The following is a 24200-nucleotide window of genomic DNA, read 5'->3' on the forward strand; positions in this document are numbered from 1 at the left end:
CCCTCTGGGAATTGCCGTCGCCCTGGAATTCACCGGGCCGTTAGCGGTGGCCATTTATGCCTCACGGCGCGCCATCGACTTTCTCTGGATTGCTCTGGCGGCAGCCGGACTGATGCTGCTGATTCCCACCGGCGCGACAACTGCCGGGATCGATCTGGTGGGCGCCGGTTATGCATTGGGGGCTGGAGTTTGCTGGGCACTGTACATTCTGTTCGGGCAGAAAGCCGGCGCAGACAATGGTGTGACGACTGCGGCATTGGGCGTAATGATCGCGGCGCTGTTCGTGGCACCCATCGGCATTGTGCATGCTGGTGCCGCACTGCTGACGCCCTCACTGATTCCGATTGCGATCGGCGTCGCGATCCTCTCCACCGCACTGCCCTATACCCTGGAAATGGTTGCGCTTACACGGATGCCCGCGCGCACCTTCGGCACACTGATGAGCATCGAGCCGGCATTCGGTGCACTTTCAGGTCTGTTTTTTCTCCAGGAATACCTGTCGTTGTCACAATGGATGGCGATCATGTGCATTATTCTGGCGTCTGTCGGGGCAACGATGACCATGGGCAGCAACGCAAAGCCCGCCATCGCGGCAGATTGAAACAGGATTTGACCGGGGTCTGGTAATTGGCGTTCATTTAGGCCATGTTTAGATCCCGTAACCCATCGCCAGACATGGATTTTTTCGCAAAGGGACGTAGAAACGCTGCAGAAGCGAGCGAACACAGGCAGACCCGAGCATCAGACTCGCGGCCGCTATTAAGGACGGTAATGAAACGAATTTTGATACTGATCGCCGTACTGGCGATCGCGGGTTGTGCTGCGACTTCGGAAACTCAGGTCAAACGCGGCAAGAAGGGGTTGCATATCAACTGTTCAGGACTCTCGTCCTCCTGGGACAAGTGCTATGCCAGTGCCGCGAATTCGTGCGCGCCAAAAGGTTACAAGGTCATCGCCAAATCCGGCGATGCCGTGGAAGAGCCGGGCGATTATCCGTTCGGTCTCAACCCCGCCGGCTACACAAGCCGCAGCATGATCGTCATCTGCAAATGACCCTCCGCCCTACTCCGCTCGCTGAACCGCGAGCTGACGGGCGATCTCTTCGTGACTGGATTTCAACACCGTACGCTGTACGTCCGGTGTCGCCAACATCCGCGCAACTACCAAAGCGCCGACGCATTGCGAAAGTATCGCCCACGCCAGACTATCGCTTCGCAGTATCTGCGCCCAACTCTCCTGAAGACGGCAGATCCAGATTTCTGCCTGCTCGCGCACCAGCACATCCGAGCGGGCAATCTCCGCCCCCAATGTCGGCAACGCACACCCCGCCTCAGGCTGCTCGACATGAGCCATGCTCAGGTATTGCTTGAGACAACGCTCAAACCGCTCGCGATCTTCATTGCCTTGCCCGCCAAGTCGCTCAAGGCTTTGACCTAGCTCACGTTCGACGATGGCAGAAAACAAAGCATCCTTTGAGGAAAAGTGGCTGTAAAAAGCTGCTCCACTCAGCCCGATGGCTTTCATCAGCCCATCCACCCCTACCGTGGAAAACCCCGAGCGCTTTGCCGACAACGAACTGCTCTGCAGCAATCGTTCGCGGGTTTCCAACTTGTGACCGGCCGAATAACGCATGTGTTGACCCTGTAATTCACCGCCTTGACGTTATCCGGATCCTAGCATAACGTTCGTTAACTAAACGATCGTTAAGCAAAAGGATTCACCATGAATAACAACAAGGTCGTACTGGTGGTCGGTGCTGGAGATGCCACGGGCGGTGCAATTGCCAAGCGTTTTGCCCGCGAAGGTTTTGTCGCCTGCGTCACTCGCCGCAGCGCCGACAAACTCCAGCCGCTGGTAGACGCGATCAAGGCCGAAGGCGGCGAGGCTTATGGCTTTGCCTGCGATGCGCGCAAGGAAGAGGACGTCATTGCCCTGATCGAGGATATCGAAACCCGCCTCGGCCCGATTGAGGCATTTGTTTTCAATATCGGCGCCAATGTGCCCTGCAGTATTCTCGAAGAGACCGCGCGCAAATACTTCAAGATTTGGGAGATGGCCTGCTTCTCCGGTTTTCTCAATGCCCGCGAAGTAGCCAAACGCATGGTCACTCGCCAGCGCGGCACGATATTGTTCACTGGCGCCACTGCCGGTCTACGCGGCGCGTCAGGATTTGCGGCATTCGCCGGGGCCAAACACGGTATCCGCGCGCTGGCGCAAAGCATGGCTCGGGAATTGGGGCCCATGAATATCCACGTCGTTCATGTGGTAGTCGATGGCGCAATCGACACTGACTTCATCCGTGACAGCTTTCCCGACAAATACGCCACCAAGGATCAGGACGGTATTCTCAACCCCGAGCATATCGCCGAAAACTACTGGTATCTGCACAGCCAGCCAAGGGACGCGTGGACATTTGAGCTGGATCTGCGCCCATGGAATGAACGCTGGTAAGCCCGGTCCCATAACAATAAACAGAGAGCCGCGAGCATGAGCAAAACCGTTGAGTTCTACTTTGATCTGGGCAGCCCCGCGACATATCTGGCTTATACCCAACTGCCAGGTATCTGCGCTGAAAACGACAGCGAGCTGATCTACATCCCGATGCTGCTCGGTGGTGTTTTCAAAGCCACGGGCAACGCTTCACCCGCGATGATTCCAGCCAAGGGCCGCTACATGTTTGAGGATCTGGACCGCTACGCCAAACGCTACGGCGTCCCGCTGAAATTCAACCCGCACTTCCCGATCAATACACTGATGCTGATGCGCGCCGTGACTGGCATGCAACTGCGCCATCCGCAACGTTTCCCGGCATTTATCGATTGCCTGTTCAAGGCACTTTGGGTCGACGGTCGCAGCCTCGATGAACCGGCAACCGTTGCGGCGGTGCTGACTGAACACGGTTTTGATCCAGATGCTGTGCTGGCATTGACCAACGACGATGCTGTCAAAGCCGCACTCAAGGACAACACCGAAGCCGCCATTAAACGCGGCGTTTTCGGCGCACCGAGCATGTTTGTTGCCGGGCAATTGTTCTTCGGTCAGGATCGGCTCGATTTTATCGAGGAAGCCTTGCGCTAAACCTCGAATCACTGGCTGCCAGGGTGACGCTCGAAAGAGTCGCCCTGGCATTGCACAACAACAGATCAGATTGCTGCAGTGCGGGTTTCGAGCCAGTCCAGCGCGGCGCCATCAAGCAGCGGGCTCAAGCGTTCGCGTACTTCGGCGTGATAGGCGTTGAACCACTGCTTCTCTTCCTGACTCAGCAGTGACGGCACCAGACAACGCGTGTCGATCGGGCACAGCGTCAGGGTTTCGAACTTGAGGAACTCGCCAAATTCGCTGCTGCCTGCCTCGCGGTTCATCGCCAGGTTTTCGATACGTACGCCCCAACGGCCCGGACGGTAAGTGCCCGGTTCGATCGAGGTGATCATCCCCGGCTGCATTGCAGTCTGCGGCGCCGGCGCAGCCTGATAGGCAATCACCTGCGGGCCCTCGTGCACGTTAAGGAAATACCCGACGCCATGGCCGGTGCCGTGACCGTAATCAACGCTATCCGCCCAGATTGGCGCACGGGCAATAGCATCCAGCAGCGGCGAAAGAATGCCTTTCGGGAAGTGCGCCCGGGACAGCGCAATCACACCCTTGAGCACGCGCGTGCAGTCGCGCTTCTGCTCTTCAGTCGGCGTCCCCACCGGGACCATCCGCGTGATGTCGGTTGTGCCGCCGAGGTATTGACCGCCCGAGTCGATCAGCAACAAACCGTCGCCCTCGATCACCGCGTGTTCTTCTTCGGTAGCGTGATAGTGCGGCATCGCGCCATTGGCGTTGAACGCGGCAATGGTGTTGAAGCTCAGCGATACATAATCCGGACGACGCTCACGGGCAGCCGTGAGTTTTTCATCGATGGTCAGTTCGGTGATGCGTTCGCGCCCCCAGGCCGATTCCAGCCAGGCGAAGAATTCGCACAACGCTGCGCCGTCCTGTTCCATCGCTTTGCGGATGTGTTGCGCATCAGCCGCGCTTTTTTGCGACTTGGCCAACGTGGTCGGGTTCAAGCCCTCGAGCAGTTTCACAGCACCATCGAGGTTATCCAGCAAACCGCTGGTGACCCGTGCTGGATCCACCAGCAAGCTCGCGCCACCCGGCACGGCACGCAGCGCCTCAGCCACTTCACTGTAATCGCGCAGCGTCACGCCATCCTGTTCGAGCACAGCACGCAAATCAGCATCAACCTTGCTCAGTGCGACGAACAGCGTGGCCTGCTGTTGATTGATCAAGGCAAACGAAACAAACACCGGGTTGAACGACACGTCACCGCCACGCAGGTTGAACAACCAGGCGATGTCGTCGAGGGTGGCGATGAAGTGCCAGTCGGCGCCGCGCTCCTGCAGGGTTTCGCGCAGTTTGGCGAGTTTCTCGCCACGGCTGACGGTCGCTTGCGGCGGCAGATGTTGATAGATCGCTGCGTTCGGCAGGCACGGGCGATCGCTCCAGACTTCCTGCAACAGATCGATGTCGGTCCGCAGACGTGCACCGCGCGCCTCAAGCTTACTGCTTAACGTGCGTGCCGAAGCCACCGCCATCACCGCGCCATCGACGGCGACGACACCACCTTGCGGGGTCTGCTCGGCCAGCCAGTCGAGCGGATTCGGCTGACCCGGCTGCAATTTGACCAGCTCGATGCCGCTGCCCTTGAGCTCCTTGCTCGCCTGCTCCCAGTAACGACTGTCGGCCCAGACACCGGCGAAATCAGCGGTGACAATCAAAGTACCGACGGAGCCATGGAACCCCGACAGCCATTGCCGCCCCTGCCAGTAACCCGGCAGATATTCTGACAAATGCGGGTCGGCGGACGGCACCAGCAAGGCATGAATGCCTTCGCGGCGCATCAGTTCTCGGGTGTGCGCCAGGCGCTGGGGCACCGATCCTTCGGTCGAGGTCTGGGTACTCATCATGTCTCCTGCTAATCACTTCTTCGTTATTGTTCGTAGCCGTAGATTCGGCTCGTTTAAAGCCCGGTCGCCCAGAATGCCGGAGCACTGGCGCAGGCGGTCTTGATCAGTTCGACAGCCTTGTCGACGTCTTCGGCGGTGGTAAAGCGGCCGAGACTCAAACGGATGGTGCGGCTGGCCAGATGCGCATCGTGCCCGAGCGCCAACAGCACATGGGACGGCGTGTTGCTGGCGGAATTACAGGCCGACGTCGCGGAGAAGGCAATTGAATGACTGAGCGCGGTACTGTTGAATTCACCCTCGCTGAACGTCAGGCTCAGGGTATGCGCAATGCGTTGCGCTGCGCTGCCATTCAGACGCACGCCCGGCAGGCTCAACAGTTGCTCAAGCAAGCGCTCGCGCAGGGCCGCGATGGACTTTTTCTCCTCCTCGAACGCGGCCGCCGCCAAGGCAAACGCCGCCCCCATGCCGGCAATCTGGTGAGTCGCCAATGTCCCCGAGCGCAAGCCACCTTCGTGACCGCCACCGTGAATCTGCGCCTGCAGACGCTGATGCGCGCGCGGACCGACGTACAACGCGCCGATACCTTTGGGACCGTAGAGTTTGTGTGCCGAGAAAGACATCAGATCGACCGGCAACTGCTCAAGGTCGATCGCTACTTTGCCGGCGCCCTGAGCCGCATCGACATGGAACAGTGCTTCGCGCCCGCGCACCAGGGCGCCAATGGCCTGAATATCGTTGACCGTGCCCAACTCATTGTTGACCAGCATCAGCGACACCAGAAAGGTGTCGTCGCGCATTGCGGCGCTGACCGCTTGCGGGGTGATCAAGCCATCGGCGTCCGGAACCAGATAGGTCACGGCAATACCCGCGTCCTGCAATTGGCGAGCGGTATCGAGGATGGCTTTGTGTTCGATCTGACTGGTGATGATGTGGCCGCCAGAGACAGCGCGTGCCTGGGCCACGCCCTTGAGGGCGAGGTTGTTGGACTCGGTTGCACCGGAAGTCCAGACAATCTGTTCGGCCTGAGCACCCACCAGTTCGGCAACCTGTCGACGGGCCTGCTCGACCGTGTGCCGGGCCTGCTGGCCGAAGGCGTGGGAGCTGGAAGCCGGGTTACCGAAGTTACCGTGAAACCCCAGACATTCGATCATCACCTGGATGACCCGCTCGTCCACCGGGGTAGTGGCGGCGTAATCGAAATACAACGGACGTGTGTTCATAAAAGACTCGCAGAGCGTGTTCCGGGATCAGGAGGCTCGTGTCTGCAAACGGCTCGGCGCTGCCTCGTGAGCAGCGCGTCGGTTCGAGAGCGTCATCAATACCTGATCGGATGCCGTTAAAGAAGAACAACTTCATTTAAAAGTGCGTAGGAACGCTCCTGAAGTCGAGCTTAACAGGCATCGGGCCGGTGGTTGAAGCTATGCGTCAGCTAAAGCTTTCGAGAAGTAACGGGTACAGCGAAATCACCAGTAGCGCCGCCATGCCCCAGTTGAATACGCGCAACCAGCGCCGCGCCTTCAACACATTACGCAACAGCGTGCCGCAAGCGGCCCAGACGCCAACGCTCGGCAGGTTGATGATGGCGAACACCGCAGCGATCACCACGACATTGGTGAAATAGCCCTGCATCGGCGTGTACGTGCTGATGGCACCGATGGCCATGATCCAGGCTTTCGGATTGACCCACTGAAACGCCGCCGCGCCGAGGTAACTGATCGGCTTGGCTTCGCCCTCAACGCTGTCACCGACAGGGCCCGAGTGGGCGATTTTCCACGCCAGGTACAGCAGATAAGCAGCGCCGACGTAGCGCAGGACCGTATACAGCAGCGGATACGTCTGGAACACCGCGCCCAGGCCGAAACCCACCGCCACCACAAGCACGAAGAAACCGCAGGTGATGCCGAGCATATGCGGGATGGTGCGGTTAAAACCGAAGTTGACCCCCGAGGCCAACAGCATGGTGTTGTTCGGCCCCGGTGTAATGGAGGTGACAAGCGCAAACAGGGCAAAGCCCAGCAGCAGATCAAGCGAGAGGTTCATGGTGCGGCAGTCCGTCAGGGTCATCCAGGTGTTGACCCTATCCCACGCAGCCCGGCAAACCCACGGACAGTTGAGCAAAACTTCAAGCGGTACAGTTGGTTTTCAGCTGGAGCGACCGTGCAGCTGTACGGCACGCTCAGCACTCATCTCACCCTGCTTGTCGAAACCGTAAGTCTGCTGTGGCTGACCGAGCAGTTGAGCTTTTTTCGAGTGGTATTCATCGAAGGACAAACCGCTGCGGTTCAGCGCTTCCATCGCCAGCTCGCGAGATTCCTCGGCGCTGTAAGGACGCAATTCCGGAGCAACGTGGCTGGCGCATCCGGCCAGTACAGAGACAGCGAGCAGCAGCGAAACAGTCAGTAGATGGTTCATGGGAGCGTCCTGGCGAGCAATGTGAGGGTCGATGGAGAAAGGCTACGCCCGGCCACGCTCATGCAGAAATCAACGCTCTCAATAGTGGCTATCAGGAATTCGACACGACAGCTTCATATCTCTTAAAGATCTATAAATATCAATTTACGTTCTTTTGCGGAATAACAAACAACCTATATAAATCCCTTCATGCACTCATCGCTGTGGCTCCAGCAACTGTTGCTCAGCCAACAGCGGTTCAGCAAACAGCGTCGATATTCACACAGCCGGTCGCCAGCGGAACGCTCAATGCCCGGTAAAACGGGCTCTGCGGGAATTGGTACAGCACTTGCTCCAGTCCAGTGACTTACTCACTGCTCGCTGAGCAACTGTTGAAAAAGGAACTGATCATGTCGCGTCCCCTGAAAGTCGTCGCCCTCTCCGGTGGCACCTGGCGTCCCTCCCGCACCTTGGTGCTGACTCAAGCCTTGCTGGCTGAGCTGGCCGTGCATCTGCCGATCGAGAGTCACCTGATCGAACTCGGTGACATCGCCCGTCCGCTCGGCGGCGCGCTCTCGCGTCAGGAACTGAGCGCTGAAGTCGAAGCCGAGTTGCGAGCCATCGAACAGGCCGACCTGCTGATCGTTGCCGCGCCGGTCTATCGCGGCTCCTACCCGGGGTTGCTCAAGCATCTGTTCGACCTGATCGATCTCAACGCACTGATCGATACGCCGGTATTGCTGGCCGCCACCGGTGGCAGCGAACGCCATGCGTTGGTGCTCGATCATCAGTTGCGACCGCTGTTCAGCTTCTTTCAGGCCGTCACTTTACCGATCGGCGTATACGCCACCGAGGCTGATTTCGCCAACTACCAGATCACCAGCGAAACCTTGAAAGCACGTATTCGTCTGGCTGCAGAACGCGCTGCGCCGCTATTCGCCACGCAATTCAAACCGTTGCTGAAAATCGCCTGAGGAGCTGTTCATGGATGTTTTCTGGTTTCTGCCGACCCATGGCGACGGGCACTATCTGGGCACCACTCAAGGCGCGCGCCCGGTCACGCTCAACTATTTGAAACAAGTCGCGCAGGCGGCCGACAGCCTCGGTTACCACGGTGTGCTGATTCCCACCGGGCGATCTTGCGAGGACTCGTGGGTGATTGCTTCGGCGCTGGTGCCGTTGACCGAACGCCTGCGCTATCTGGTGGCGATCCGTCCGGGGATCATTTCACCGACAGTGTCGGCGCGCATGGCCGCGACACTCGACCGTCTGTCCAACGGCCGCCTGTTGATCAACGTTGTGACGGGCGGCGACCCGGACGAAAACCGGGGCGACGGCAGCTTCCTCAGCCATAGTGAACGCTACGAAGTCACTGATGAGTTTCTGAAAATCTGGCGCCGGGTGCTGCAAGGCGAGGCCGTGGACTTCGACGGCAAACACCTGAAGGTTCAGAACGCCAAAGCGCTTTACCCACCCGTACAGAAACCTTATCCACCGTTGTATTTCGGCGGCTCCTCCGACGCTGCGCATGATCTCGCCGCCGAGCAGGTCGACGTCTATCTGACCTGGGGCGAACCACCGGCCGCCGTCGCCGAGAAACTGGCCGATGTGCGCGAACGCGCGGCACGGCATGGGCGCAAAGTGAAGTTCGGTATTCGCCTGCATGTGATCGTGCGCGAGACCGCCGAAGAGGCGTGGAAAGCCGCAGACAAACTGATCGAACACATCAGCGACGAAACCATCGAAGCGGCGCAGAAATCCTTTTCCCGCTTCGACTCCGAAGGTCAGCGGCGCATGGCCGCGCTCCACGATGGCCGGCGCGACAACCTGCAAATCGCCCCCAATCTGTGGGCCGGCGTCGGCCTGGTGCGCGGCGGTGCCGGCACGGCATTGGTCGGCGATCCGCAGCAAGTGGCGGCGCGGATCAAGGAGTACGCCGATCTCGGGATCGAGAGTTTCATCTTCTCCGGCTACCCGCATCTGGAAGAGGCTTACCGCTTTGCCGAGCTGGTTTTTCCGCTGCTGCCCGAGCCTTACGCGAGCCTGGCCGGGCGCGGCTTGACCAACCTCACCGGACCGTTCGGCGAAATGATCGCCAACGACGTCCTGCCGACAAAAGCCACGGCATAACCCACCCCGCGCAGGGGCAGATTGAATTCAGGAGTGTTGGTGTGACTGCCAAACCGCAAAGTACCCTTTTATCGCCATTGCAGAGCGCCCGCCAACTGGCTGCCGAGTTTGCCCTGACCGCCATTGAGCGCGACGAACGCGGCGGCACGCCCAAGGCCGAACGCGATGCCCTGCGCGACAGCGGCTTGCTGGCCCTGAGCATCCCCAGCCGTTACGGCGGCCTCGGCGCGAGCTGGAGCGAAACCCTGCAAGTGGTTCGCGAGTTCGCCAAGGTCGACAGCTCGATCGCCCACGTTTTCGGTTTTCATCACCTGATGCTGGCCACCGTGCGCCTGTTCTCCCGCCCGGAACAATGGCAGCCGTGGTTCGAACAGACCGCACGGCAAAACTGGTTCTGGGGCAACGCGCTCAACCCGCTCGACACCCGCACGGTGGTCAAGGATCTCGGTGGCTGGCGCGAATTTTCCGGGAAGAAGAGTTTCTGCTCCGGCGCCAGCGACTCACAAATGCTGATCGCCTCGGCGGTTGATGAAAGCGCCGGCGGCAAGCTCTTGATCGCGGCGATCCCCAGTGGCCGCAGCGGCATTACCCTGCATAACGACTGGAACAACATCGGTCAGCGCCAGACCGACAGTGGCAGCGCCACGTTCGAGCGGGTGCGGGTTGAGGAATCGGAATTGCTCCTCGATCCGGGCCCACTGAGCACGCCATTCGCCTGCTTGCGCCCGCTGATCGCGCAACTGACGTTCACGCATATGTTCCTCGGGATTGCCGAAGGTGCATTCGAGGAAGCGCGGCAATACACCCTCAATGAAACCCGTCTCTGGCACAAATCCACAGCCCGTACTGTGCAGGAGGATCCGTATGTGCTCGCGCATTTCGGCGAATTCTGGGTCGCCCTTGAAGGCATTCGCCTACTGGTCGAACGTGCGGCGGCTTTGCTTGATGAAGCGTGGGCCAAAGGCCCGAACCTCAGCGCGGAAGAACGCGGTCATGTCGCCACGGCGATTGCCACGGCAAAAGTCGCGGCCAGCCGTCAGGGCCTGGACATTTGCAGCCGTTTGTTCGAAGTCACCGGGGCGCGCGCCACTCACGCCTCACTGCGCCTGGATCGCCACTGGCGCAACCTGCGCACGCAAACCTTGCACGACCCACTTGATTACAAACTCCATGAGCTGGGCGACTGGGCGCTGAATCAGGCGCTGCCGGTGCCGACGTTCTATTCCTGATTGCTCCTTGAAAGGACGAGCCCATGCAATTGCTGACCTTACCGCCCTCACCCGCGCTCGCGACGTCGATCCGCGCCACCGCGCAAGTGTTCGAAGACCCGAAATCTCAAGCGCTGCTCGCGCATTTGCAACAGGTCGCGCCGAGCGAAGCCAGTGTGCTGGTCATCGGCGAGACCGGCACTGGCAAGGAGCTGGTCGCACGACATATTCACAACCTGAGCAATCGCCGCCACCGGCCGTTTATCGCGGTGAACTGCGGCGCGTTTTCCGAATCGCTGGTGGAGGCGGAATTGTTCGGCCATGAAAAAGGCGCGTTCACCGGTGCGCTGAGCGCCAAGGCTGGCTGGTTCGAGGAGGCGGATGGCGGCACGCTATTTCTCGATGAGATCGGTGATCTGCCGATCGCGATTCAGGTGAAGCTGTTGCGGGTCTTGCAGGAGCGTGAAGTGGTGCGGCTCGGTTCGCGCAAAAGCATCCCCATCGATGTGCGGGTGCTGGCGGCGACCAACGTACAACTGGAAAAAGCCATCAATGCCGGGCATTTTCGCGAGGATCTGTATTACCGCCTGAACGTGGTCAATCTGGAACTGAGCCCGTTGCGTGAACGCCCCGGCGACATTCTGCCGCTGACCCGCCACTTCATCGAGGCTTACAGCCAGCGCCTGGGCTATGGCCGCGTCAGCATCAGTCCGGGCGCCGAGCAGAAACTGCGCGCCTACAGTTGGCCAGGCAATATTCGCGAGCTGGAAAACGTCATCCATCACACCCTGCTGATCTGCCGCAATGGCGTGATCGAGCGTGATGATCTGCGCCTGTCGAACATGCGCATCGAGCGCCCCGACGATCATGCCGGCGCCGATGATTCACCGGAAGCCTTGCTGGAACAGGCCTTTCAAAAACTGTTCGCGCAACAGGCCGGAGCATTACACGAAAAAGTTGAAGACGCCTTGCTGCGCGCCGCTTACCGCTTCTGCCATTACAACCAGGTGCACACCGCCGCGCTGCTTGGCCTGAGCCGCAATGTCACACGTACGCGGCTGATCAAGATCGGCGAACTGGCGGTGAACAAGCGGCGACTGAGCGAAAACCTGCACGGCGAGCGGCTTATCCAGCTATCGATCTAACCGACCAGATTGCAGTGCAAGGCATCGTCGTGACTGCGGGCGATGCTGCTCAGCACCTGGAAGGAATTGAAGGTGACGGTTTTCGCCCGATGAATGTGGATCAGTTGCCAGAAATCCTGTTCGCCACTTTCAAAACTGCGAAAAGCTGCCTCCCCCGCCTCGCGGGTTTGCCATTGCAGAAAACTCAACACCCGCCGACCATCATCGCTGGCCTGCACGCTGGCGCTGAGGAAACCGTCGTAGCGCTGGGCCAGACGTTCGCTTTGCACTGAAAGAGCAGTGACCAGGGCCGGTTGCTGACGCGGTTCGATTTCAAATTCGATCAATTGGGTGAAACTACGGTTGTTCATGGAACGCCCCCACTCATCGTAAGACGAGTCTTGCGACTCGAAGGCCTGCAGGGTAAAACCTCTAGTTAAGTCAAGGTCAAGAGTCTTTTCCAATGATCACCCGAGAAAACCTGCACAAGCAGCTTACGGTCGGTGAAGTCGCGGCGCGCAGCGGTGTGGCGGTGACGGCGCTGCATTTTTATGAAGCCAAAGGTTTGATCAAGAGCCAGCGCAATGCCGGCAATCAGCGCCGCTATGCGCGCGCAGTGCTGCGCCGGGTGGCGTTGATCAAAGTCGCGCAGCGCTTGGGGATTCCACTGGCGGAGATTGGCGAGGCGCTGAAAATTCTGCCGGATGATCGCGCACCGACAGCGGCGGACTGGAAGGTGCTATCCGAGCAATGGCGACGCGAACTGGATGAGCGGATCGAGCAATTGACGCTGTTGCGTGACCGACTCAATGGCTGTATCGGCTGTGGCTGTCTGTCGATGGAAGCGTGCCCGTTGCGCAATCAGGGCGACGTGCTCGGCGAACAGGGGCCCGGGCCACACTTCACCAAGGATTAATGAAGGCCCCGTGGCGAGGGCATTTATCTCCTTACCACAGAATAGATGCGCCCCTGCTGCTCGTCGGGCAAAAATCTGCACTGCGTGGACAGTTCTATAGTGTTTCTTCACCTCGCAAAACAACAATCAGGGAGAACGTCATGAGCGTCAAACCCATTCCCGAGGGGTATCACAGCATTACCCCGTATCTCGGCATTCACAAGGCCGCCGAGGCGATCGACTTCTATAAGAAAGCGTTTGGTGCCACCGAAGTCATGCGCCTGGCGATGCCCGACGGCGGTATCGGCCACGCCGAACTGCGCATTGGTGACAGCGCAATCATGCTCGGCTCGCCGTGCGACCAAGGGCCGTTGAGCAATCCGGACAACGCGGTGTCGGTCGGTTTGCATCTGTACGTGACCGATGTCGACAAATCCTTTCAGCGAGCGCTGGATGCCGGGGCGACCACCGTGTCCGAGGTCAAGGATCAGTTTTACGGTGATCGCAGCGGCACGTTGAAAGATCCCTATGGACATCTGTGGTTTCTGGCTTCGCGCAAAGAGGATCTGACCCAAGAGCAGATCAGGCAGCGGGCTATGGAGATGTTTCAGCAGGGTTAGGTTTTGTAATGTTTGTAAAGGCGCTATCGCGAGCAGGCTCACTCCTACGGGGGAATGCATTTCAATTGTAGGAGTGAGCCTGCTCGCGATGGGGCCGGTACAAACATACACATCACACTTCATGAAGCGGCCCATCACGCTTTGCGCCTTGCCCCGAACGCCAGACAATTTCAGGATGCATCCAACAAGAACCCTGAAAAAAGGATCAGTCTGATGTTTGCCGGATTCCTCAAAGACCAGCGTCACGTCAACGGCGTCGACATTGCCTATCGCCTCGGCGGCAGCGGCCCGGGCCTGCTGTTGCTGCATGGCCACCCGCAGACCCACGTGATCTGGCACAAGATTGCCGAACAACTGGCCGAGCACTTCACGGTGGTCGCCGCCGACTTGCGCGGCTACGGTGACAGCGGTCGCCCTGACGCCGATGACCAGCATCGCAATTATTCAAAACGTGAAATGGCTCGTGATGGCGTCGAGCTGATGCAGTCGCTGGGCTTCGCGCAGTTCTCGATCCTCGCCCACGATCGTGGCGCACGGGTGGCGCATCGCCTTGCGCTCGATCACCCGGCCGCCGTGCAGCGCATGATGTTGCTCGACATCGCGCCGACCCTGTCGATGTACACGCAAACCAACGAAGCCTTCGCCCGCGCCTACTGGCACTGGTTCTTCCTGATTCGTCCGGCGCCGCTGCCGGAAACCCTGATCGAAGCCAATCCCGATGCCTATCTGCGCAGCGTGATGGGCAGTCGAAGCGCCGGGCTCAAACCATTCACCGAGCAAGCCTTCGACGAATACCGGCGCTGCCTGCAACAGCCGGGCAGCGCGCGCGGTATCTGCGAAGACTACCGGGCCAGCGCCGGCATCGATCTGGAGCACGACCGCACCGACATCGCCGCCCAGCATCATCTGAATCTGCCGCTGCGGGTCTTGTGGGGCGCGGAAGGCACGGTTGGGCGCTGTTTCGATCCGCTGAAAGAATGGCAGCAGGTGGCGAAGAACGTCAGCGGGCAGGCCCTGCCCGCCGGCCACTATATTGCCGAAGAAGTCCCTGAATTGTTGCTTGCCGAAGCACTGGCCTTTCTGCGCTGACCAGGGCTGCGGATCCCGATGCTATGCTGGCGGCTTCTGCCGCCAGTGCTCGTTTCGACATGCCCCAGAAGAAAGACACCTTGCCTCTGCCCGAAGACCTGCGGGTGCTGCTCACCGTGATCCGCAAGAACGGCTTTGCTGCTGCCGCGGATGAACTGGGCCTGTCCCCGGCGTACGTCAGCAAACGCATTCAGATTCTCGAAACCACCCTCGGCACACGCCTGCTGCACCGCACCAGCCGCCGCGTCTCGCTGACCGAGGATGGCGAGCGGGTACAGCGCTGGGCGTTGCGCATTCTCGATGATTTCCAGCAACTGCACGACGAACTCTCCGACGCCCACGACAGCCCGCGTGGGCGTTTGCACATCTGCAGCAGTTTCGGGTTTGGCCGCAATCACGTCGCCCCAGCCGTGTCGTTGCTGGCCGAACGTTATCCGCAACTGGAGATTCGCCTCGACCTGTTTGACCGCGTCGTGGACATCATCAACGAAGGCTTCGACCTGGAGGTCCGCGTTGGCGACGACATTCCCGGCCAGCACATCGGCCGGCGTCTGGTCAGCAATCGGCGCGTGCTGTGCGCGGCGCCAAGTTATCTGCAACGTCGCGGCACGCCGCAAACGCTGGACGACCTGCAGCAGCACGATTGCCTGGTGATCAAGGAGCGCGACAATGCCTTCGGCATCTGGAATCTGGATCGCGATGGCGGCCAAGAGAACGTGCGGGTCAGCGGGCCATTGTCGTCCAACAACGGCGAGATTGTTTTGCAATGGGCGCTGGATGGTCGTGGGGTATTGCTGCGCTCATTGTGGGATGTGAAGCCGTTGCTCGAGCAAGGCCGTTTGGTGCAAGTGCTGGAAGATTACAGCCAGAGCGCGAATGTCTGGGCGGTGTACCCGACACGGCTGGCGCATTCGGGGAAGTTGCGCGCATGTGTGGAGTTTTTGCAGGCGCATTTCAAAAGCCTGTCGCTGTAACCAGAACACCGCAACCCCCTGTAGGAGTGAGCCTGCTCGCGATAGCGGTGTGTCAGACACAGCAACTCTGACTGATCCACCGCCATCGCGAGCAGGCTCACTCCTACAAGGAGGCCAGCGGTGGGTCAGGAGAGCCAGGGGTTGTTGACCAGGTGCTGGCGTTCGAAATCCTTGATTTGTTCGCGGCGTTGCAAGGTGCTGCCAATTGCATCAAGTCCCAGCAGCAGCGAAGTTTTGCGCAGACCATCAATCTGGAAATCGATCACGCTGCCATCCGCCAAACCAATCTGCTGCGTCTCCAGATCAATACTGATCCGCGCCATTTCAGGCTGACCGACAAGCCGTCCGATGCGCTGCACCTGCGCCTCCTCCAGCGTGATCAACAACACCCCGTTGCGCTGGCAGTTGTCGAAAAAGATCCCGGCGAAGCTGCTACCGATCAGCGCGCGAATGCCCAACTGCTGCAACCCCCACACTGCGTGCTCGCGGCTGGAGCCGCAGCCGAAATTCGGCCCGACCACGAGAAAACCAGCCCTCTGCCACGCAGGCTGATTCAGCACAAACTGAGGATTCGGCGTGCCGTCCGGCAAAAATCGCAGATCGAAAAACAAACCGCGATCCAGGCCTTTCCTGTCGATGCCCTTGAGAAACTGCTTGGGCATGATCACGTCGGTATCGACGTTGGCGGCCAACAATGGCGCGGCCTGCCCGCTGACCTGAGTGAAGGGTTGCAGGCTCATGGGCGTACTCCAAAGTGGCGGATGTCGGTGAGGCGGCCGCTGATCGCAGCAGCGGCGACCATCGCCGGGCTCATCAAATGGGTGCGTGCGCCAGCGCCCTGACGCCCCTCGAAATTACGGTTGGTGCTGGACGCGCAGCGGTCGCCGGGGGCCAGCACGTCGTCGTTCATCGCCAGACACATCGAACAGCCGGACTGACGCCATTCAAAACCGGCCTCGATAAAAATCCGCGCCAATCCTTCCGCTTCGGCTTGGGCGCGCACTTCGCTGGAACCGGGGACGATCATCGCCCGCACATGCTCGGCGACTTGCTGCCCGCGCACGACACGGGCGGCATCGCGCAAGTCCTCGATCCGTGCGTTGGTGCAGGAACCGATAAAGGCATGGCTGATGACGATCTCGCTGAGCGGCATGCCGGCTTCGAGGCCCATGTAGTTGAGGGCGCGGCGCATGTCCTGACGCAGGATCGGGTCGTTGATCGCTTGCGGGTCGGGCACCCGAGCGCCAATCGGTGCAGCCTGATCCGGGCTGGTGCCCCAGGTGACCATCGGTTCCAGCAGATGGGCGTCGAGATGAATCTCGCGGTCGAACAAGGCGCCGGGATCGCTGCGCAGGTCGCACCATTGTTGCAGTCCGCGCTCCCACAAGTCACCGGTGGGCGCGCGGGGTTTGCCTTTGAGATAGGCGAACACCTTGTCGTCCGGCGCCATGAACGCGCCACGCGCACCGGCCTCGACCGCCATGTTGCAGATGGTCATGCGCGCCTCGACGCTCAGGGCATCAATGGTCGAACCGCAGAACTCGATGGCATAACCGGTGGCCCCGGACGCGCCAATCTGGCCGATCAGCGCCATGATCAGGTCTTTCGACGTCAGCCCCGCTGCCAACTCGCCGTCAACCGTCACGCGCATGCTTTTCAGACGTTTGTAGACCAGGGTCTGCGAGGCCAGCAGGTGTTCGATTTCCGAGGTGCCGATGCCGAAACCGAAAGCGCCGAGCGCGCCATACGTCGTGGTGTGGCTGTCGCCGGCAGCAATGACCATGCCCGGCAATATAAAACCCTGCTCCGGCGCGATCACATGTTCGATGCCTTGGCGTTTGTCGAGGATATCCAGCAACTCGATACCGAAGTCCCGGCAATTCTCTGCCAGATACGACACCTGTCGCGCGCCACCGGCATCCGGCATCGCGGCCACCCGCAGCGGTGTGGTTGGATTGACGTGGTCAACCACCGCCAACGCTGTTTCCGGACGCCAGACACCCCGCCCGGCCTCGCGCAAACCGCTGAATGCCTGGGGACTGGTGTATTCGTTGATCACCTGACGATCGATATAGAGCAGGACATGGCCCTGATCGTCGAGGCGGCACACCGTGTGCGAATCGATGTGTTTGTCATAGAGGGTTCTGGCGGTCATCAAGGTGCTCACTCAGGCATTCATCGTGAGCTCCATGATAGGGAGCGCCGGCGGGCCATCAATTGCCTGACAGTGATGGCGTCATGCATGAATCGTGTTTGATCCTCAAAACACAACAAAACCCTGTGGGAGCGAGCTTGCTCGCGAAAGCGGTGCGTCAGTCACGTCCGCGTTAACTGATCGTCCGCGTTCTTGAGCAAGGGGATGTGTGGTGAACGGCGAATTGCGAAACATTTGCTTTCATATCCCCTTTCGGGATTTGCAGCGCTCATTCGTCTTATATAGATGCAGGCCGTTCGCGTAGGCAAAAGCCACGAGCGGCTTTTCGGGGATCCCGTGCTGCGAAGCCCGTAGCCACGCGCCCTTTCACCGAATACAAGACGCGCAATCATGTCGAAGAAATCCCGCTCCAAACTGTGGTTCCTCGTTCATAGCTGGCTGGCGTTACCGATCTGGTTTTTCGTGCTGATCGTCTGTGTCACCGGCACATTGGCGGTGGTCAGTCAGGAAATCGTCTGGCTGGCCAACCCGCAGATGCGCGCCAGCCAGCCGTCGGACGATGCACCCCGTCTCGGTTATGAACAGATCATCACAGCGATCAAGACCGCTGAACCGCAGGCACTGGTGCAACGCATCAGCCGCCCCGACGAATCGCATTTCGCGCTGGATGTCACCCTCAGCTATCCCGACGGGCGCTCGCTGGTCACCTACGTCAACCCGTACACGGGCGTGATCCAGGGCACGGCGCCGGAATTCAATTTCCAGGCTTTTACCCGTGCCTTGCATGGCTGGTGGCTGGTGCCGTTCACCAATGGTTACAGCTGGGGCTGGTATCTGGTGTCAGCGCTGAGCTTGCCGCTGCTGGCGTCGTTGATCACCGGTCTGGTGGTGTACAAGCGTTTCTGGAAAGGTTTTTTCAGTCCGACCCTGCGCATTCGCCACGGTGCGCGAATTTTCTGGGGGGACTTCCATCGTCTGAGCGGCATCTGGTCAATCTGGTTCATTGCGGTCATCTCCGTCACCAGCACCTGGTTCCTGATTGAAGCGGTGCTGTCCGATAACCACATATCGATTTCCAGCGAGGCGATCATTCCGGCCATGTCGCGCGACAGCGTGCCGTTGACCGCCGATGGCCTGCCACCGGCCCGGCTCAGTCTTGATCGCGCGATCGAAATCGCCCAGCAAAAGATTCCCGGGCTCGAGGCCAGCGTCATCAACATGCCTTTCAATGCCTACAGTCACCTCGATATTCGTGGCCGTGGCTGGTATCCACTGATGTTCCAGAGCGCGACGCTCAACCCGTTCAACGGCGAGCTGGCATCCTCCCGCGTGCTGTCGGATCGCACGTCACTGGAGTTCGTCACCGAATCCATGCGCCCGCTACATACCGGTGACTTCGGTGGTCTGTGGATCAAGCTGATCTGGTTCTTCTTCGGCCTGTTGCTGAGCATGATGGTGCTCAGCGGTTTGTTGATCTGGACCAAGCGCACCGCGCTGGCGACCGCCAACGCCCTTAAACGCGAAAGCAAGAAAGCCCGCACCGCCGCCGTGCAGCCCGCGACCACCCGCGAGACTTCGGAGGCCAGCCTGTGAGCCAGACGACGAGCATTGCCCAACCTTCACGCCTGAGCCGCTTCTGGCATAAATGGCGCTTCCATATCAATGTACTGCTGCTGCTGATTCCGCTGGGTTTCATGCCGAAATACTTTGCCGATGTGGCGTTGTTCCGTGGCGACAGCGGCCTTGGCGAGCGCGAGATCGGTGACGTCCAGGTCGGCCCTTGGAGCCTGCGCCTTGCCGAGTTGCGCAACGAAGCGCCGCTCAATGGTCCCGCCGGTTACTCGAAGGACTTCAACGCTGCGTTGTGTGACGCCTGTATCGAACAGGTCAAGGCCACTTACCTGCGCATCGGCAAACCCCGCAGCCTGCGCGCCGCCGGGGTGATCTTCTTCGGCACACCGTACCGCATGGGCACGCAATTGCTGATCCCGGAAAAGACCAAACCCGACGCCGAACTGTGGATCACCATGGAAGGCTGGGACGGCAGCATGCACCAAGCCACTATTCCCCTGAGCCAGGCCTCTCCCGCCACGATTGCATGGCTGACCAAACAAGGAGCCAAACCATGAGCCACGCTCGCCGCCCTTCCCGTCTGCGCCTGAGCGCCGCGCTGCTGGTGCTGAGCGCCGGCTTCAGTGCCAGCGCCCTCGCCCACAACCCGATGTGCGAATGCAAGGCCATCGATGCCGAACAGATCAAATGCACCGGCGGTTTCTCCGACGGCAGCGGCGCACCGGGGGTGACCCTCGATGTGATCGGCTACGACGAAACCATTCTGGTGCCGGGCAAGCTCGGTGCCGACTCGACACTGACATTCAAGAAGCCTGGCGCCGAGTTTTATGTGCTGTTCGACGCAGGTCCAGGCCATGTGGTCGAAATCGACCAAGCGGATATCGAGACCCCATGAGTACACCAACCAGCCAAGTTGTGCGCCCGGCGGGTGCCGGCCATGAAACCCTCAATGTGCTGCTGTTGTGTCTGTTGATTCTGGCGATTGCCGGTTCGGTCGTCGCATGGCGCGGGGTTTCCCATGAGCCGGAGCCGGTCGCGACAAATCAACTCGACGCACGCCGCGACCTCAGTGCTTCGGAGCAAGGCATCTACGCCGACCTGCGGGTGACCCTCGACGAAATCCGCTTGCTGCGCGAAGAGCAGCAAGCCCTGCCGACGCCGCAGAACCTCGCGGACGAAGGGTTTGCGCCGTTTGCTCAGGACGCCAGCTCGGTCAGCCGCGGCGGTCATGCCTGGCAGTTGTTGGCGGACGCCGCGTATTTCGGCCAAAGCCAGACCCCTGCCGTCGCGGGTTCGTTCGTGATGCTACTGAGTGCCGACGACAAGGCAGCGCCGGACATCTGGCTCAACCGTGATGCAGCCGTTCAAGCCCCCGCACAACTCACCGCCGACGCTCTGTCCGCTGCCGGCTGGAAACAGATCGTCGCGCAATACGATGCCGGGGTTACCCGCGAACATCGCCATTGATTCCTCGCCCCTATCCGAGAGAAGACCGCTTGCCCATGTCTATTTCATCGCCGCGCCGTCCTTTGTTACGCCTGTTTCTGGTCGGCCTCTGCGCCTGCCTGCTGAGCCCGCTGGCCAGTGCCGATAGCGCCAAACGCCTGCGTATCGGCATTACCCTGCACCCTTATTACAGCTATGTGGCAAACATCGTCGGCGACAAGGCCGAGGTGGTGCCGCTGATTCCTGCCGGTTTCAACCCGCACGCCTACGAGCCGCGCGCCGAGGACATCAAACGCATCAGCGGGCTGGATGTGATCGTGCTCAACGGTGTCGGCCATGACGATTTCGCCGACCGCATGATTGCCGCCAGCGAAACACCGAACATCAAAACCATCGAAGCCAATGAAAACGTGCCGCTGCTGGCCGCCACCGGGGTTGCCGCACGCGGCGCCGGCAAAGTGGTCAACCCGCACACGTTCCTGTCGATCAGCGCCTCCATCGCGCAGGTCAACAACATTGCCCGCGAACTGGGCAAGCTTGATCCGGACAACGCCAAGACCTATACCCAGAACGCCCGCGCCTACGGCAAACGCCTGCGACAGATGCGTGCCGACGCCCTGGCCAAACTGACTCAGGCACCGAACGCCGAACTGCGCGTGGCTACGGTTCACGCGGCCTATGACTATCTGTTGCGCGAATTCGGTCTGGAAGTGACGGCGGTGGTCGAGCCGGCGCACGGTATCGAGCCAAGCCCGAGCCAGTTGAAAAAGACTATCGACCAACTGCGCGAACTGGATGTGAAAGTGATTTTCTCGGAGATGGACTTCCCGTCCACCTACGTCGAAACCATCCAGCGTGAGTCCGGCGTGAAGCTGTACCCGCTGTCACACATTTCCTATGGTGAATACACCGCCGACAAATACGAAAAGGAAATGACCGGCAACCTCAATACCGTGGTGCGGGCGATTCAGGAGTCGGGCGCATGACCTCCAAAGAAACGATTTCGAACGAACTCGAATCCCCTGTGGGAGCGAGCTTGCTCGCGAAGGCGCCAGATCAGCCAACATCTGTATTGAATGACACAGCGCATTCGCGAGCAGGCTCGCTCCCACAAGTCTGTGGGCCGACGCTGGATTTTGCGGAGGTTTGCCTGACGCTCGGGCGCACGACGATTCTCGACAACGTCACCTTCCAGGTGCAGCCCGGCAGCGTGCATGCGCTGGTCGGCCCGAACGGTGGCGGCAAGAGCTCGCTGATCAAAACGCTGCTGGGGCAGATGCCGCATCAGGGCCAGCTCAGCCTGCAATGGCCCGGCGCCCCCGGCACCATCGGATATGTGCCGCAGGCGCTGGAGTTTGATCGTGGTTTACCGATGACCGTCGACGATTTCATGGCCGCGATGTGCCAGCGTCGCCCGGCGTTTCTCGGTTTGAGCAAACACTACGCCGGCGCCATTGGTGAAGCGCTGGAGCGGGTCGGCATGCAGGACAAACGCAAGCGGCGCATGGGTGCGCTGTCCGGCGGGGAACGGCAACGGGTGCTGCTGGCGCAAGGGCTGATTCCGGCGCCGCAACTGCTGGTGCTGGATGAGCCGATGTCGGCCCTCGACGAAGCCGGGATTCAAGTTTTTGAACGGCTGCTCAATGACTGGCGCGCCGCGGGCATCACCGTGCTGTGGATCGAACACGATCTGGAAGCCGTCGGGCGCCTGGCCAATCGTGTCACCGGGCTTAATCGCCGAGTGTTGTTCGACGCGACGCCACAAGAGGCACTGACTCCGGAACGTCTGTTGAGCCTGTTTTCGACCCATCCACGGAGCGCTGCCTGATGAGTTACGAAGCCTTTCGTTTGATGGTGCAAGGCTGGGCCTCGTCCGGTTACCTGCCGGAAGCGCTGGCCTACGGTTTTGTGGTCAATGCACTGCTCGCCGGTTTGTTGATCGGCCCGGTGCTGGGTGGTCTCGGTACGCTGGTGGTGGTCAAGCGCTTCGCGTTTTTCTCCGAAGCGGTCGGTCACGCCGCGCTGACCGGCGTGGCCATCGGCATCCTGCTCGGCGAACCCTACACCGGACCGTACGGCAGCCTGTTCGGTTATTGCCTGCTGTTCGGCATCCTGCTCAATTACCTGCGCAACCGTACCGGTCTGGCGCCGGACACTTTGATCGGCGTATTCCTGTCGGTGTCGCTGGCACTCGGCGCGAGTCTGCTGCTGATCCTGGCGGGCAAGATCAATGTGCACATTCTCGAGAACGTGTTGTTCGGCTCGGTGCTGACGGTCAACGGCAACGATCTGGCGGTGCTGGCCATTGTCGGCTCGCTGGTCATGGCCCTGGCCCTGCCGCTGTACAACCGCATCATGCTCGCCAGTTTCAATCCGCAACTGGCGGCCGTGCGCGGCGTGGCGGTGAAAACCCTGGATTATCTGTTCGTGATTCTGGTGACGCTGATCACCGTGGCGGCGGTAAAAGTGATTGGTGCGATTCTGGTCGGCGCGCTGCTGGTGATTCCGGCTGCCGCCGCACGCTTGCTCAGTCAATCGCTCAAGGGCTTTTTCTGGTGTTCGGTGCTGATCGCCACCGTCAGCACCTTGTGCGGCATTCTCGCGCCCATCGTGTTCGACCTGCCGATCCCGTCCGGCGCCGCGATCATTCTGGTCGCTGGTATCGCTTTCGCCCTCGCCGCCATTGCGCGCGGGGTTGTCCCGAGTCTGAAAGGGAATCTTGGATAAATGACTTTTTCACTGCGTAAGCTGACCTTGGCCATGGCCTTGTGCGGCGTGGTTTGCACCCCATTGATGGCCGCCGAAAACACTAAACAGTTGCGGGTGCTGGCCTCTTTGCCCATCACCTTTGGCTTGGCTGAGGCGCTACTCAAAGGCACTGATGTCAATCTCGAACGAGCGGCGCCAGCGAACCTGCCGGGCAGTCGTCAGAGCGCCTATTTCACGGGGCGTGGCGCCCCGGCACTGAGCAAACTGGCAACCGCGGCCGATGCCGTGATTGGCGTGCGCTCGTTGTGGCCGGATGATCAGCTGTACCCGATCGCCCGTCGCAGCAATATCCGTATTGTCGAAGTCGATGCGGCACGCCCGGTCGACGGCGCCCTGCCCGGCATTGCCGTGCAACCGGATTTGAAAGTCGATGGCCTGAACAGCCAGCCATGGCTGGCGAGCAACAACATGGGGCGCATGGCCGATGTCATGGCAGCAGATCTGACGCGCCTGGCACCGAGTGCCAAGCCTGCGATCGAGGCGAATCTGGCAACGTTGAAGCAGCGTTTGTTGAAGCTCAGCGCCGACAGCGAGGCGCGATTAGCCAGCGCCGACAACCTCAGTGTGATGAGTCTCAGCGATCACTTCGGCTATCTGATCGGCAGCCTCAATCTGGAGTTGGTTGGCCAGGATCCACGGCCTGATGCGGAGTGGACGGCTGAGGATCTGAAAAAACTGACGGCAACGCTCAAGGACAATGATGTAGCAGTGGTGTTGCATCATCGGCAGCCATCGGACGCAGTGAAAGCGGCGATTGCCGAATCGGGCAGTCATCTGGTGGTGCTGAGTACCGATGCGGCGGATCCGGTGGCGGAGCTGGAAGGCAATGTGGATTTGCTGTTGAAGGGTTTGAGCGGGGCTTAATTTCAGCT

28 protein-coding genes (1 of these 28 cut by a window edge) are annotated in these 24200 nt (G+C 60.2%); 20 read left to right on the top strand and 8 right to left on the bottom strand.

Annotated elements, in window-relative coordinates; translation table 11 throughout:
* Positions 1-601 carry the 3' portion of a threonine/homoserine exporter RhtA gene (rhtA, locus tag CQ009_RS05955; RefSeq protein ID WP_064391313.1) on the top strand. It extends 287 nt beyond the left edge of the window, so 601 of the gene's 888 nt are visible here — the last part of the coding sequence; its start codon lies off the left edge, out of view; its stop codon occupies positions 599-601.
* A gap of 170 nt (positions 602-771) precedes the next feature.
* Complete coding sequence (locus tag CQ009_RS05960) at positions 772-1053, top strand: hypothetical protein (protein WP_105705177.1); 282 nt, start codon at positions 772-774, stop codon at positions 1051-1053.
* A 9-nt stretch (positions 1054-1062) separates the two neighbouring features.
* On the opposite strand, the gene CQ009_RS05965 is transcribed toward CQ009_RS05960, so the two are convergent.
* The gene (locus CQ009_RS05965; RefSeq protein WP_105705178.1) at positions 1063-1632 is read right to left on the bottom strand and encodes a TetR/AcrR family transcriptional regulator; all 570 of its coding nucleotides are present in this window, start codon (positions 1630-1632) and stop codon (positions 1063-1065) included.
* A gap of 90 nt (positions 1633-1722) precedes the next feature.
* On the opposite strand from CQ009_RS05965, the gene CQ009_RS05970 reads away from it, so the two are divergent.
* The gene (locus CQ009_RS05970; protein ID WP_105705179.1) at positions 1723-2451 is read left to right on the top strand and encodes an SDR family oxidoreductase; all 729 of its coding nucleotides are present in this window, start codon (positions 1723-1725) and stop codon (positions 2449-2451) included.
* A 36-nt stretch (positions 2452-2487) separates the two neighbouring features.
* Positions 2488-3078: a 2-hydroxychromene-2-carboxylate isomerase gene (locus tag CQ009_RS05975; RefSeq protein ID WP_064391317.1), complete on the top strand. Its 591-nt coding sequence runs from the start codon at positions 2488-2490 to the stop codon at positions 3076-3078.
* Positions 3079-3143: 65 nt separating this feature from the next.
* Here the strand turns inward: CQ009_RS05975 and CQ009_RS05980 are convergent, their stop codons facing one another.
* From CQ009_RS05980 to CQ009_RS05995, 4 genes are all read right to left on the bottom strand, one after another.
* Positions 3144-4952: an aminopeptidase P family protein gene (locus tag CQ009_RS05980; protein WP_105705180.1), complete on the bottom strand. Its 1809-nt coding sequence runs from the start codon at positions 4950-4952 to the stop codon at positions 3144-3146.
* Between the two features lie 56 nt (positions 4953-5008).
* On the bottom strand, positions 5009-6175 hold the full coding sequence (locus CQ009_RS05985; protein ID WP_105705181.1) for an aminotransferase class V-fold PLP-dependent enzyme: 1167 nt from the start codon (positions 6173-6175) through the stop codon (positions 5009-5011).
* 205 nt (positions 6176-6380) lie between these two features.
* On the bottom strand, positions 6381-6995 hold the full coding sequence (locus CQ009_RS05990) for a LysE family translocator (RefSeq protein ID WP_105705182.1): 615 nt from the start codon (positions 6993-6995) through the stop codon (positions 6381-6383).
* Between the two features lie 102 nt (positions 6996-7097).
* Positions 7098-7367: a hypothetical protein gene (locus CQ009_RS05995; protein WP_064391321.1), complete on the bottom strand. Its 270-nt coding sequence runs from the start codon at positions 7365-7367 to the stop codon at positions 7098-7100.
* Between the two features lie 389 nt (positions 7368-7756).
* On the opposite strand from CQ009_RS05995, the gene msuE reads away from it, so the two are divergent.
* Genes msuE through CQ009_RS06015 form a run of 4 tightly spaced genes read left to right on the top strand, consistent with a single transcriptional unit; the run spans position 7757 to position 11829 of the window.
* Positions 7757-8320 (top strand): FMN reductase, encoded by a 564-nt coding sequence (msuE, locus tag CQ009_RS06000; protein WP_105705352.1) that lies wholly within the window; start codon positions 7757-7759, stop codon positions 8318-8320.
* Positions 8321-8330: 10 nt separating this feature from the next.
* Positions 8331-9476, top strand: coding sequence for an FMNH2-dependent alkanesulfonate monooxygenase (ssuD, locus tag CQ009_RS06005; RefSeq protein WP_064391323.1), 1146 nt, complete (start codon positions 8331-8333; stop codon positions 9474-9476).
* A 41-nt stretch (positions 9477-9517) separates the two neighbouring features.
* Positions 9518-10705, top strand: coding sequence for an acyl-CoA dehydrogenase family protein (locus CQ009_RS06010; RefSeq protein ID WP_064391324.1), 1188 nt, complete (start codon positions 9518-9520; stop codon positions 10703-10705).
* Positions 10706-10728: 23 nt separating this feature from the next.
* Entirely contained in the window at positions 10729-11829 is a 1101-nt protein-coding gene (locus CQ009_RS06015) for a sigma-54-dependent Fis family transcriptional regulator (RefSeq protein WP_064391325.1), read from the top strand.
* Here CQ009_RS06015 and CQ009_RS06020 read toward each other — a convergent pair.
* Positions 11826-12179, bottom strand: coding sequence for an antibiotic biosynthesis monooxygenase (locus CQ009_RS06020; RefSeq protein WP_105705183.1), 354 nt, complete (start codon positions 12177-12179; stop codon positions 11826-11828). The two genes, CQ009_RS06015 and CQ009_RS06020, sit on opposite strands and share 4 nt — an antisense overlap.
* A gap of 92 nt (positions 12180-12271) precedes the next feature.
* Here CQ009_RS06020 and soxR point away from each other — a divergent pair, with 92 nt between their 5' ends.
* The 4 genes from soxR to CQ009_RS06040 all read left to right on the top strand — a co-directional run bounded on the left by soxR (position 12272) and on the right by CQ009_RS06040 (position 15386).
* Positions 12272-12724 (top strand): redox-sensitive transcriptional activator SoxR, encoded by a 453-nt coding sequence (gene soxR / locus CQ009_RS06025; protein WP_064391327.1) that lies wholly within the window; start codon positions 12272-12274, stop codon positions 12722-12724.
* Positions 12725-12864: 140 nt separating this feature from the next.
* Positions 12865-13323 carry a VOC family protein gene (locus CQ009_RS06030; protein ID WP_064391328.1) on the top strand — a complete coding sequence of 153 codons (459 nt, stop codon included), beginning with the start codon at positions 12865-12867 and terminating at the stop codon, positions 13321-13323.
* A 213-nt stretch (positions 13324-13536) separates the two neighbouring features.
* Entirely contained in the window at positions 13537-14412 is an 876-nt protein-coding gene (locus CQ009_RS06035) for an alpha/beta fold hydrolase (RefSeq protein WP_105705184.1), read from the top strand.
* Positions 14413-14435: 23 nt separating this feature from the next.
* A complete protein-coding gene (locus CQ009_RS06040) occupies positions 14436-15386 on the top strand; it encodes a LysR substrate-binding domain-containing protein (protein WP_105705185.1) in 951 nt (316 codons plus the stop codon).
* A gap of 125 nt (positions 15387-15511) precedes the next feature.
* On the opposite strand, the gene leuD is transcribed toward CQ009_RS06040, so the two are convergent.
* Together leuD and leuC are read right to left on the bottom strand one after the other, a co-directional pair.
* Positions 15512-16126 (bottom strand): 3-isopropylmalate dehydratase small subunit, encoded by a 615-nt coding sequence (leuD, locus tag CQ009_RS06050; RefSeq protein ID WP_064391331.1) that lies wholly within the window; start codon positions 16124-16126, stop codon positions 15512-15514.
* Positions 16123-17541, bottom strand: a complete 1419-nt coding sequence (gene leuC, locus CQ009_RS06055; RefSeq protein ID WP_105705186.1) for a 3-isopropylmalate dehydratase large subunit — start codon at positions 17539-17541, stop codon at positions 16123-16125. The genes leuD and leuC overlap by 4 nt, the downstream gene beginning before the upstream one ends.
* A gap of 390 nt (positions 17542-17931) precedes the next feature.
* Between leuC and CQ009_RS06060 the strand changes: the two genes are divergently transcribed.
* The 8 genes from CQ009_RS06060 to CQ009_RS06095 are packed head-to-tail and all read left to right on the top strand — an operon-like array spanning position 17932 to position 24192.
* A complete protein-coding gene (locus CQ009_RS06060; protein ID WP_064391333.1) occupies positions 17932-19134 on the top strand; it encodes a PepSY domain-containing protein in 1203 nt (400 codons plus the stop codon).
* Positions 19131-19670: a thiamine pyrophosphate-binding protein gene (locus CQ009_RS06065; RefSeq protein ID WP_105705187.1), complete on the top strand. Its 540-nt coding sequence runs from the start codon at positions 19131-19133 to the stop codon at positions 19668-19670. Before CQ009_RS06060 ends, CQ009_RS06065 begins: the two co-directional genes overlap by 4 nt.
* Positions 19667-20008: a hypothetical protein gene (locus CQ009_RS06070; RefSeq protein WP_105705188.1), complete on the top strand. Its 342-nt coding sequence runs from the start codon at positions 19667-19669 to the stop codon at positions 20006-20008. Before CQ009_RS06065 ends, CQ009_RS06070 begins: the two co-directional genes overlap by 4 nt.
* Complete coding sequence (locus tag CQ009_RS06075) at positions 20005-20580, top strand: DUF6162 family protein (protein ID WP_064391336.1); 576 nt, start codon at positions 20005-20007, stop codon at positions 20578-20580. The genes CQ009_RS06070 and CQ009_RS06075 overlap by 4 nt, the downstream gene beginning before the upstream one ends.
* 35 nt (positions 20581-20615) lie before the next feature.
* Positions 20616-21545 carry a metal ABC transporter substrate-binding protein gene (locus tag CQ009_RS06080; protein ID WP_105705189.1) on the top strand — a complete coding sequence of 310 codons (930 nt, stop codon included), beginning with the start codon at positions 20616-20618 and terminating at the stop codon, positions 21543-21545.
* Entirely contained in the window at positions 21542-22387 is an 846-nt protein-coding gene (locus tag CQ009_RS06085) for a metal ABC transporter ATP-binding protein (RefSeq protein ID WP_105705190.1), read from the top strand. The genes CQ009_RS06080 and CQ009_RS06085 overlap by 4 nt, the downstream gene beginning before the upstream one ends.
* Entirely contained in the window at positions 22387-23286 is a 900-nt protein-coding gene (locus CQ009_RS06090) for a metal ABC transporter permease (RefSeq protein ID WP_007917717.1), read from the top strand. Before CQ009_RS06085 ends, CQ009_RS06090 begins: the two co-directional genes overlap by 1 nt.
* The gene (locus CQ009_RS06095; protein ID WP_105705191.1) at positions 23287-24192 is read left to right on the top strand and encodes a metal ABC transporter solute-binding protein, Zn/Mn family; all 906 of its coding nucleotides are present in this window, start codon (positions 23287-23289) and stop codon (positions 24190-24192) included.
* Positions 24193-24200: the final 8 nt, after the last annotated feature.

It is taken from the genome of Pseudomonas sp. MYb2 (assembly GCF_002979955.1).
In the GTDB taxonomy this organism is placed as follows: domain Bacteria; phylum Pseudomonadota; class Gammaproteobacteria; order Pseudomonadales; family Pseudomonadaceae; genus Aquipseudomonas.

Coding starts and splice junctions, on each gene's coding strand:
- CQ009_RS06095 (WP_105705191.1), top strand. CDS start 23,287: ATGACTTTTTCACTGCGTAAGCTGACCTTGGCCATGGCCTTGTGCGGC.
- CQ009_RS06020 (WP_105705183.1), bottom strand. CDS start 12,179: ATGAACAACCGTAGTTTCACCCAATTGATCGAATTTGAAATCGAACCG.
- CQ009_RS06060 (WP_064391333.1), top strand. CDS start 17,932: ATGTCGAAGAAATCCCGCTCCAAACTGTGGTTCCTCGTTCATAGCTGG.
- CQ009_RS05995 (WP_064391321.1), bottom strand. CDS start 7,367: ATGAACCATCTACTGACTGTTTCGCTGCTGCTCGCTGTCTCTGTACTG.
- CQ009_RS05980 (WP_105705180.1), bottom strand. CDS start 4,952: ATGAGTACCCAGACCTCGACCGAAGGATCGGTGCCCCAGCGCCTGGCG.
- CQ009_RS05985 (WP_105705181.1), bottom strand. CDS start 6,175: ATGAACACACGTCCGTTGTATTTCGATTACGCCGCCACTACCCCGGTG.
- CQ009_RS06015 (WP_064391325.1), top strand. CDS start 10,729: ATGCAATTGCTGACCTTACCGCCCTCACCCGCGCTCGCGACGTCGATC.
- leuC (WP_105705186.1), bottom strand. CDS start 17,541: ATGACCGCCAGAACCCTCTATGACAAACACATCGATTCGCACACGGTG.
- CQ009_RS05960 (WP_105705177.1), top strand. CDS start 772: ATGAAACGAATTTTGATACTGATCGCCGTACTGGCGATCGCGGGTTGT.
- CQ009_RS06035 (WP_105705184.1), top strand. CDS start 13,537: ATGTTTGCCGGATTCCTCAAAGACCAGCGTCACGTCAACGGCGTCGAC.
- ssuD (WP_064391323.1), top strand. CDS start 8,331: ATGGATGTTTTCTGGTTTCTGCCGACCCATGGCGACGGGCACTATCTG.
- CQ009_RS06085 (WP_105705190.1), top strand. CDS start 21,542: ATGACCTCCAAAGAAACGATTTCGAACGAACTCGAATCCCCTGTGGGA.
- CQ009_RS06090 (WP_007917717.1), top strand. CDS start 22,387: ATGAGTTACGAAGCCTTTCGTTTGATGGTGCAAGGCTGGGCCTCGTCC.
- CQ009_RS05990 (WP_105705182.1), bottom strand. CDS start 6,995: ATGAACCTCTCGCTTGATCTGCTGCTGGGCTTTGCCCTGTTTGCGCTT.
- CQ009_RS05970 (WP_105705179.1), top strand. CDS start 1,723: ATGAATAACAACAAGGTCGTACTGGTGGTCGGTGCTGGAGATGCCACG.
- CQ009_RS06030 (WP_064391328.1), top strand. CDS start 12,865: ATGAGCGTCAAACCCATTCCCGAGGGGTATCACAGCATTACCCCGTAT.
- CQ009_RS06075 (WP_064391336.1), top strand. CDS start 20,005: ATGAGTACACCAACCAGCCAAGTTGTGCGCCCGGCGGGTGCCGGCCAT.
- CQ009_RS05975 (WP_064391317.1), top strand. CDS start 2,488: ATGAGCAAAACCGTTGAGTTCTACTTTGATCTGGGCAGCCCCGCGACA.
- leuD (WP_064391331.1), bottom strand. CDS start 16,126: ATGAGCCTGCAACCCTTCACTCAGGTCAGCGGGCAGGCCGCGCCATTG.
- soxR (WP_064391327.1), top strand. CDS start 12,272: ATGATCACCCGAGAAAACCTGCACAAGCAGCTTACGGTCGGTGAAGTC.
- CQ009_RS05965 (WP_105705178.1), bottom strand. CDS start 1,632: ATGCGTTATTCGGCCGGTCACAAGTTGGAAACCCGCGAACGATTGCTG.
- CQ009_RS06070 (WP_105705188.1), top strand. CDS start 19,667: ATGAGCCACGCTCGCCGCCCTTCCCGTCTGCGCCTGAGCGCCGCGCTG.
- CQ009_RS06080 (WP_105705189.1), top strand. CDS start 20,616: ATGTCTATTTCATCGCCGCGCCGTCCTTTGTTACGCCTGTTTCTGGTC.
- msuE (WP_105705352.1), top strand. CDS start 7,757: ATGTCGCGTCCCCTGAAAGTCGTCGCCCTCTCCGGTGGCACCTGGCGT.
- CQ009_RS06040 (WP_105705185.1), top strand. CDS start 14,436: ATGCTGGCGGCTTCTGCCGCCAGTGCTCGTTTCGACATGCCCCAGAAG.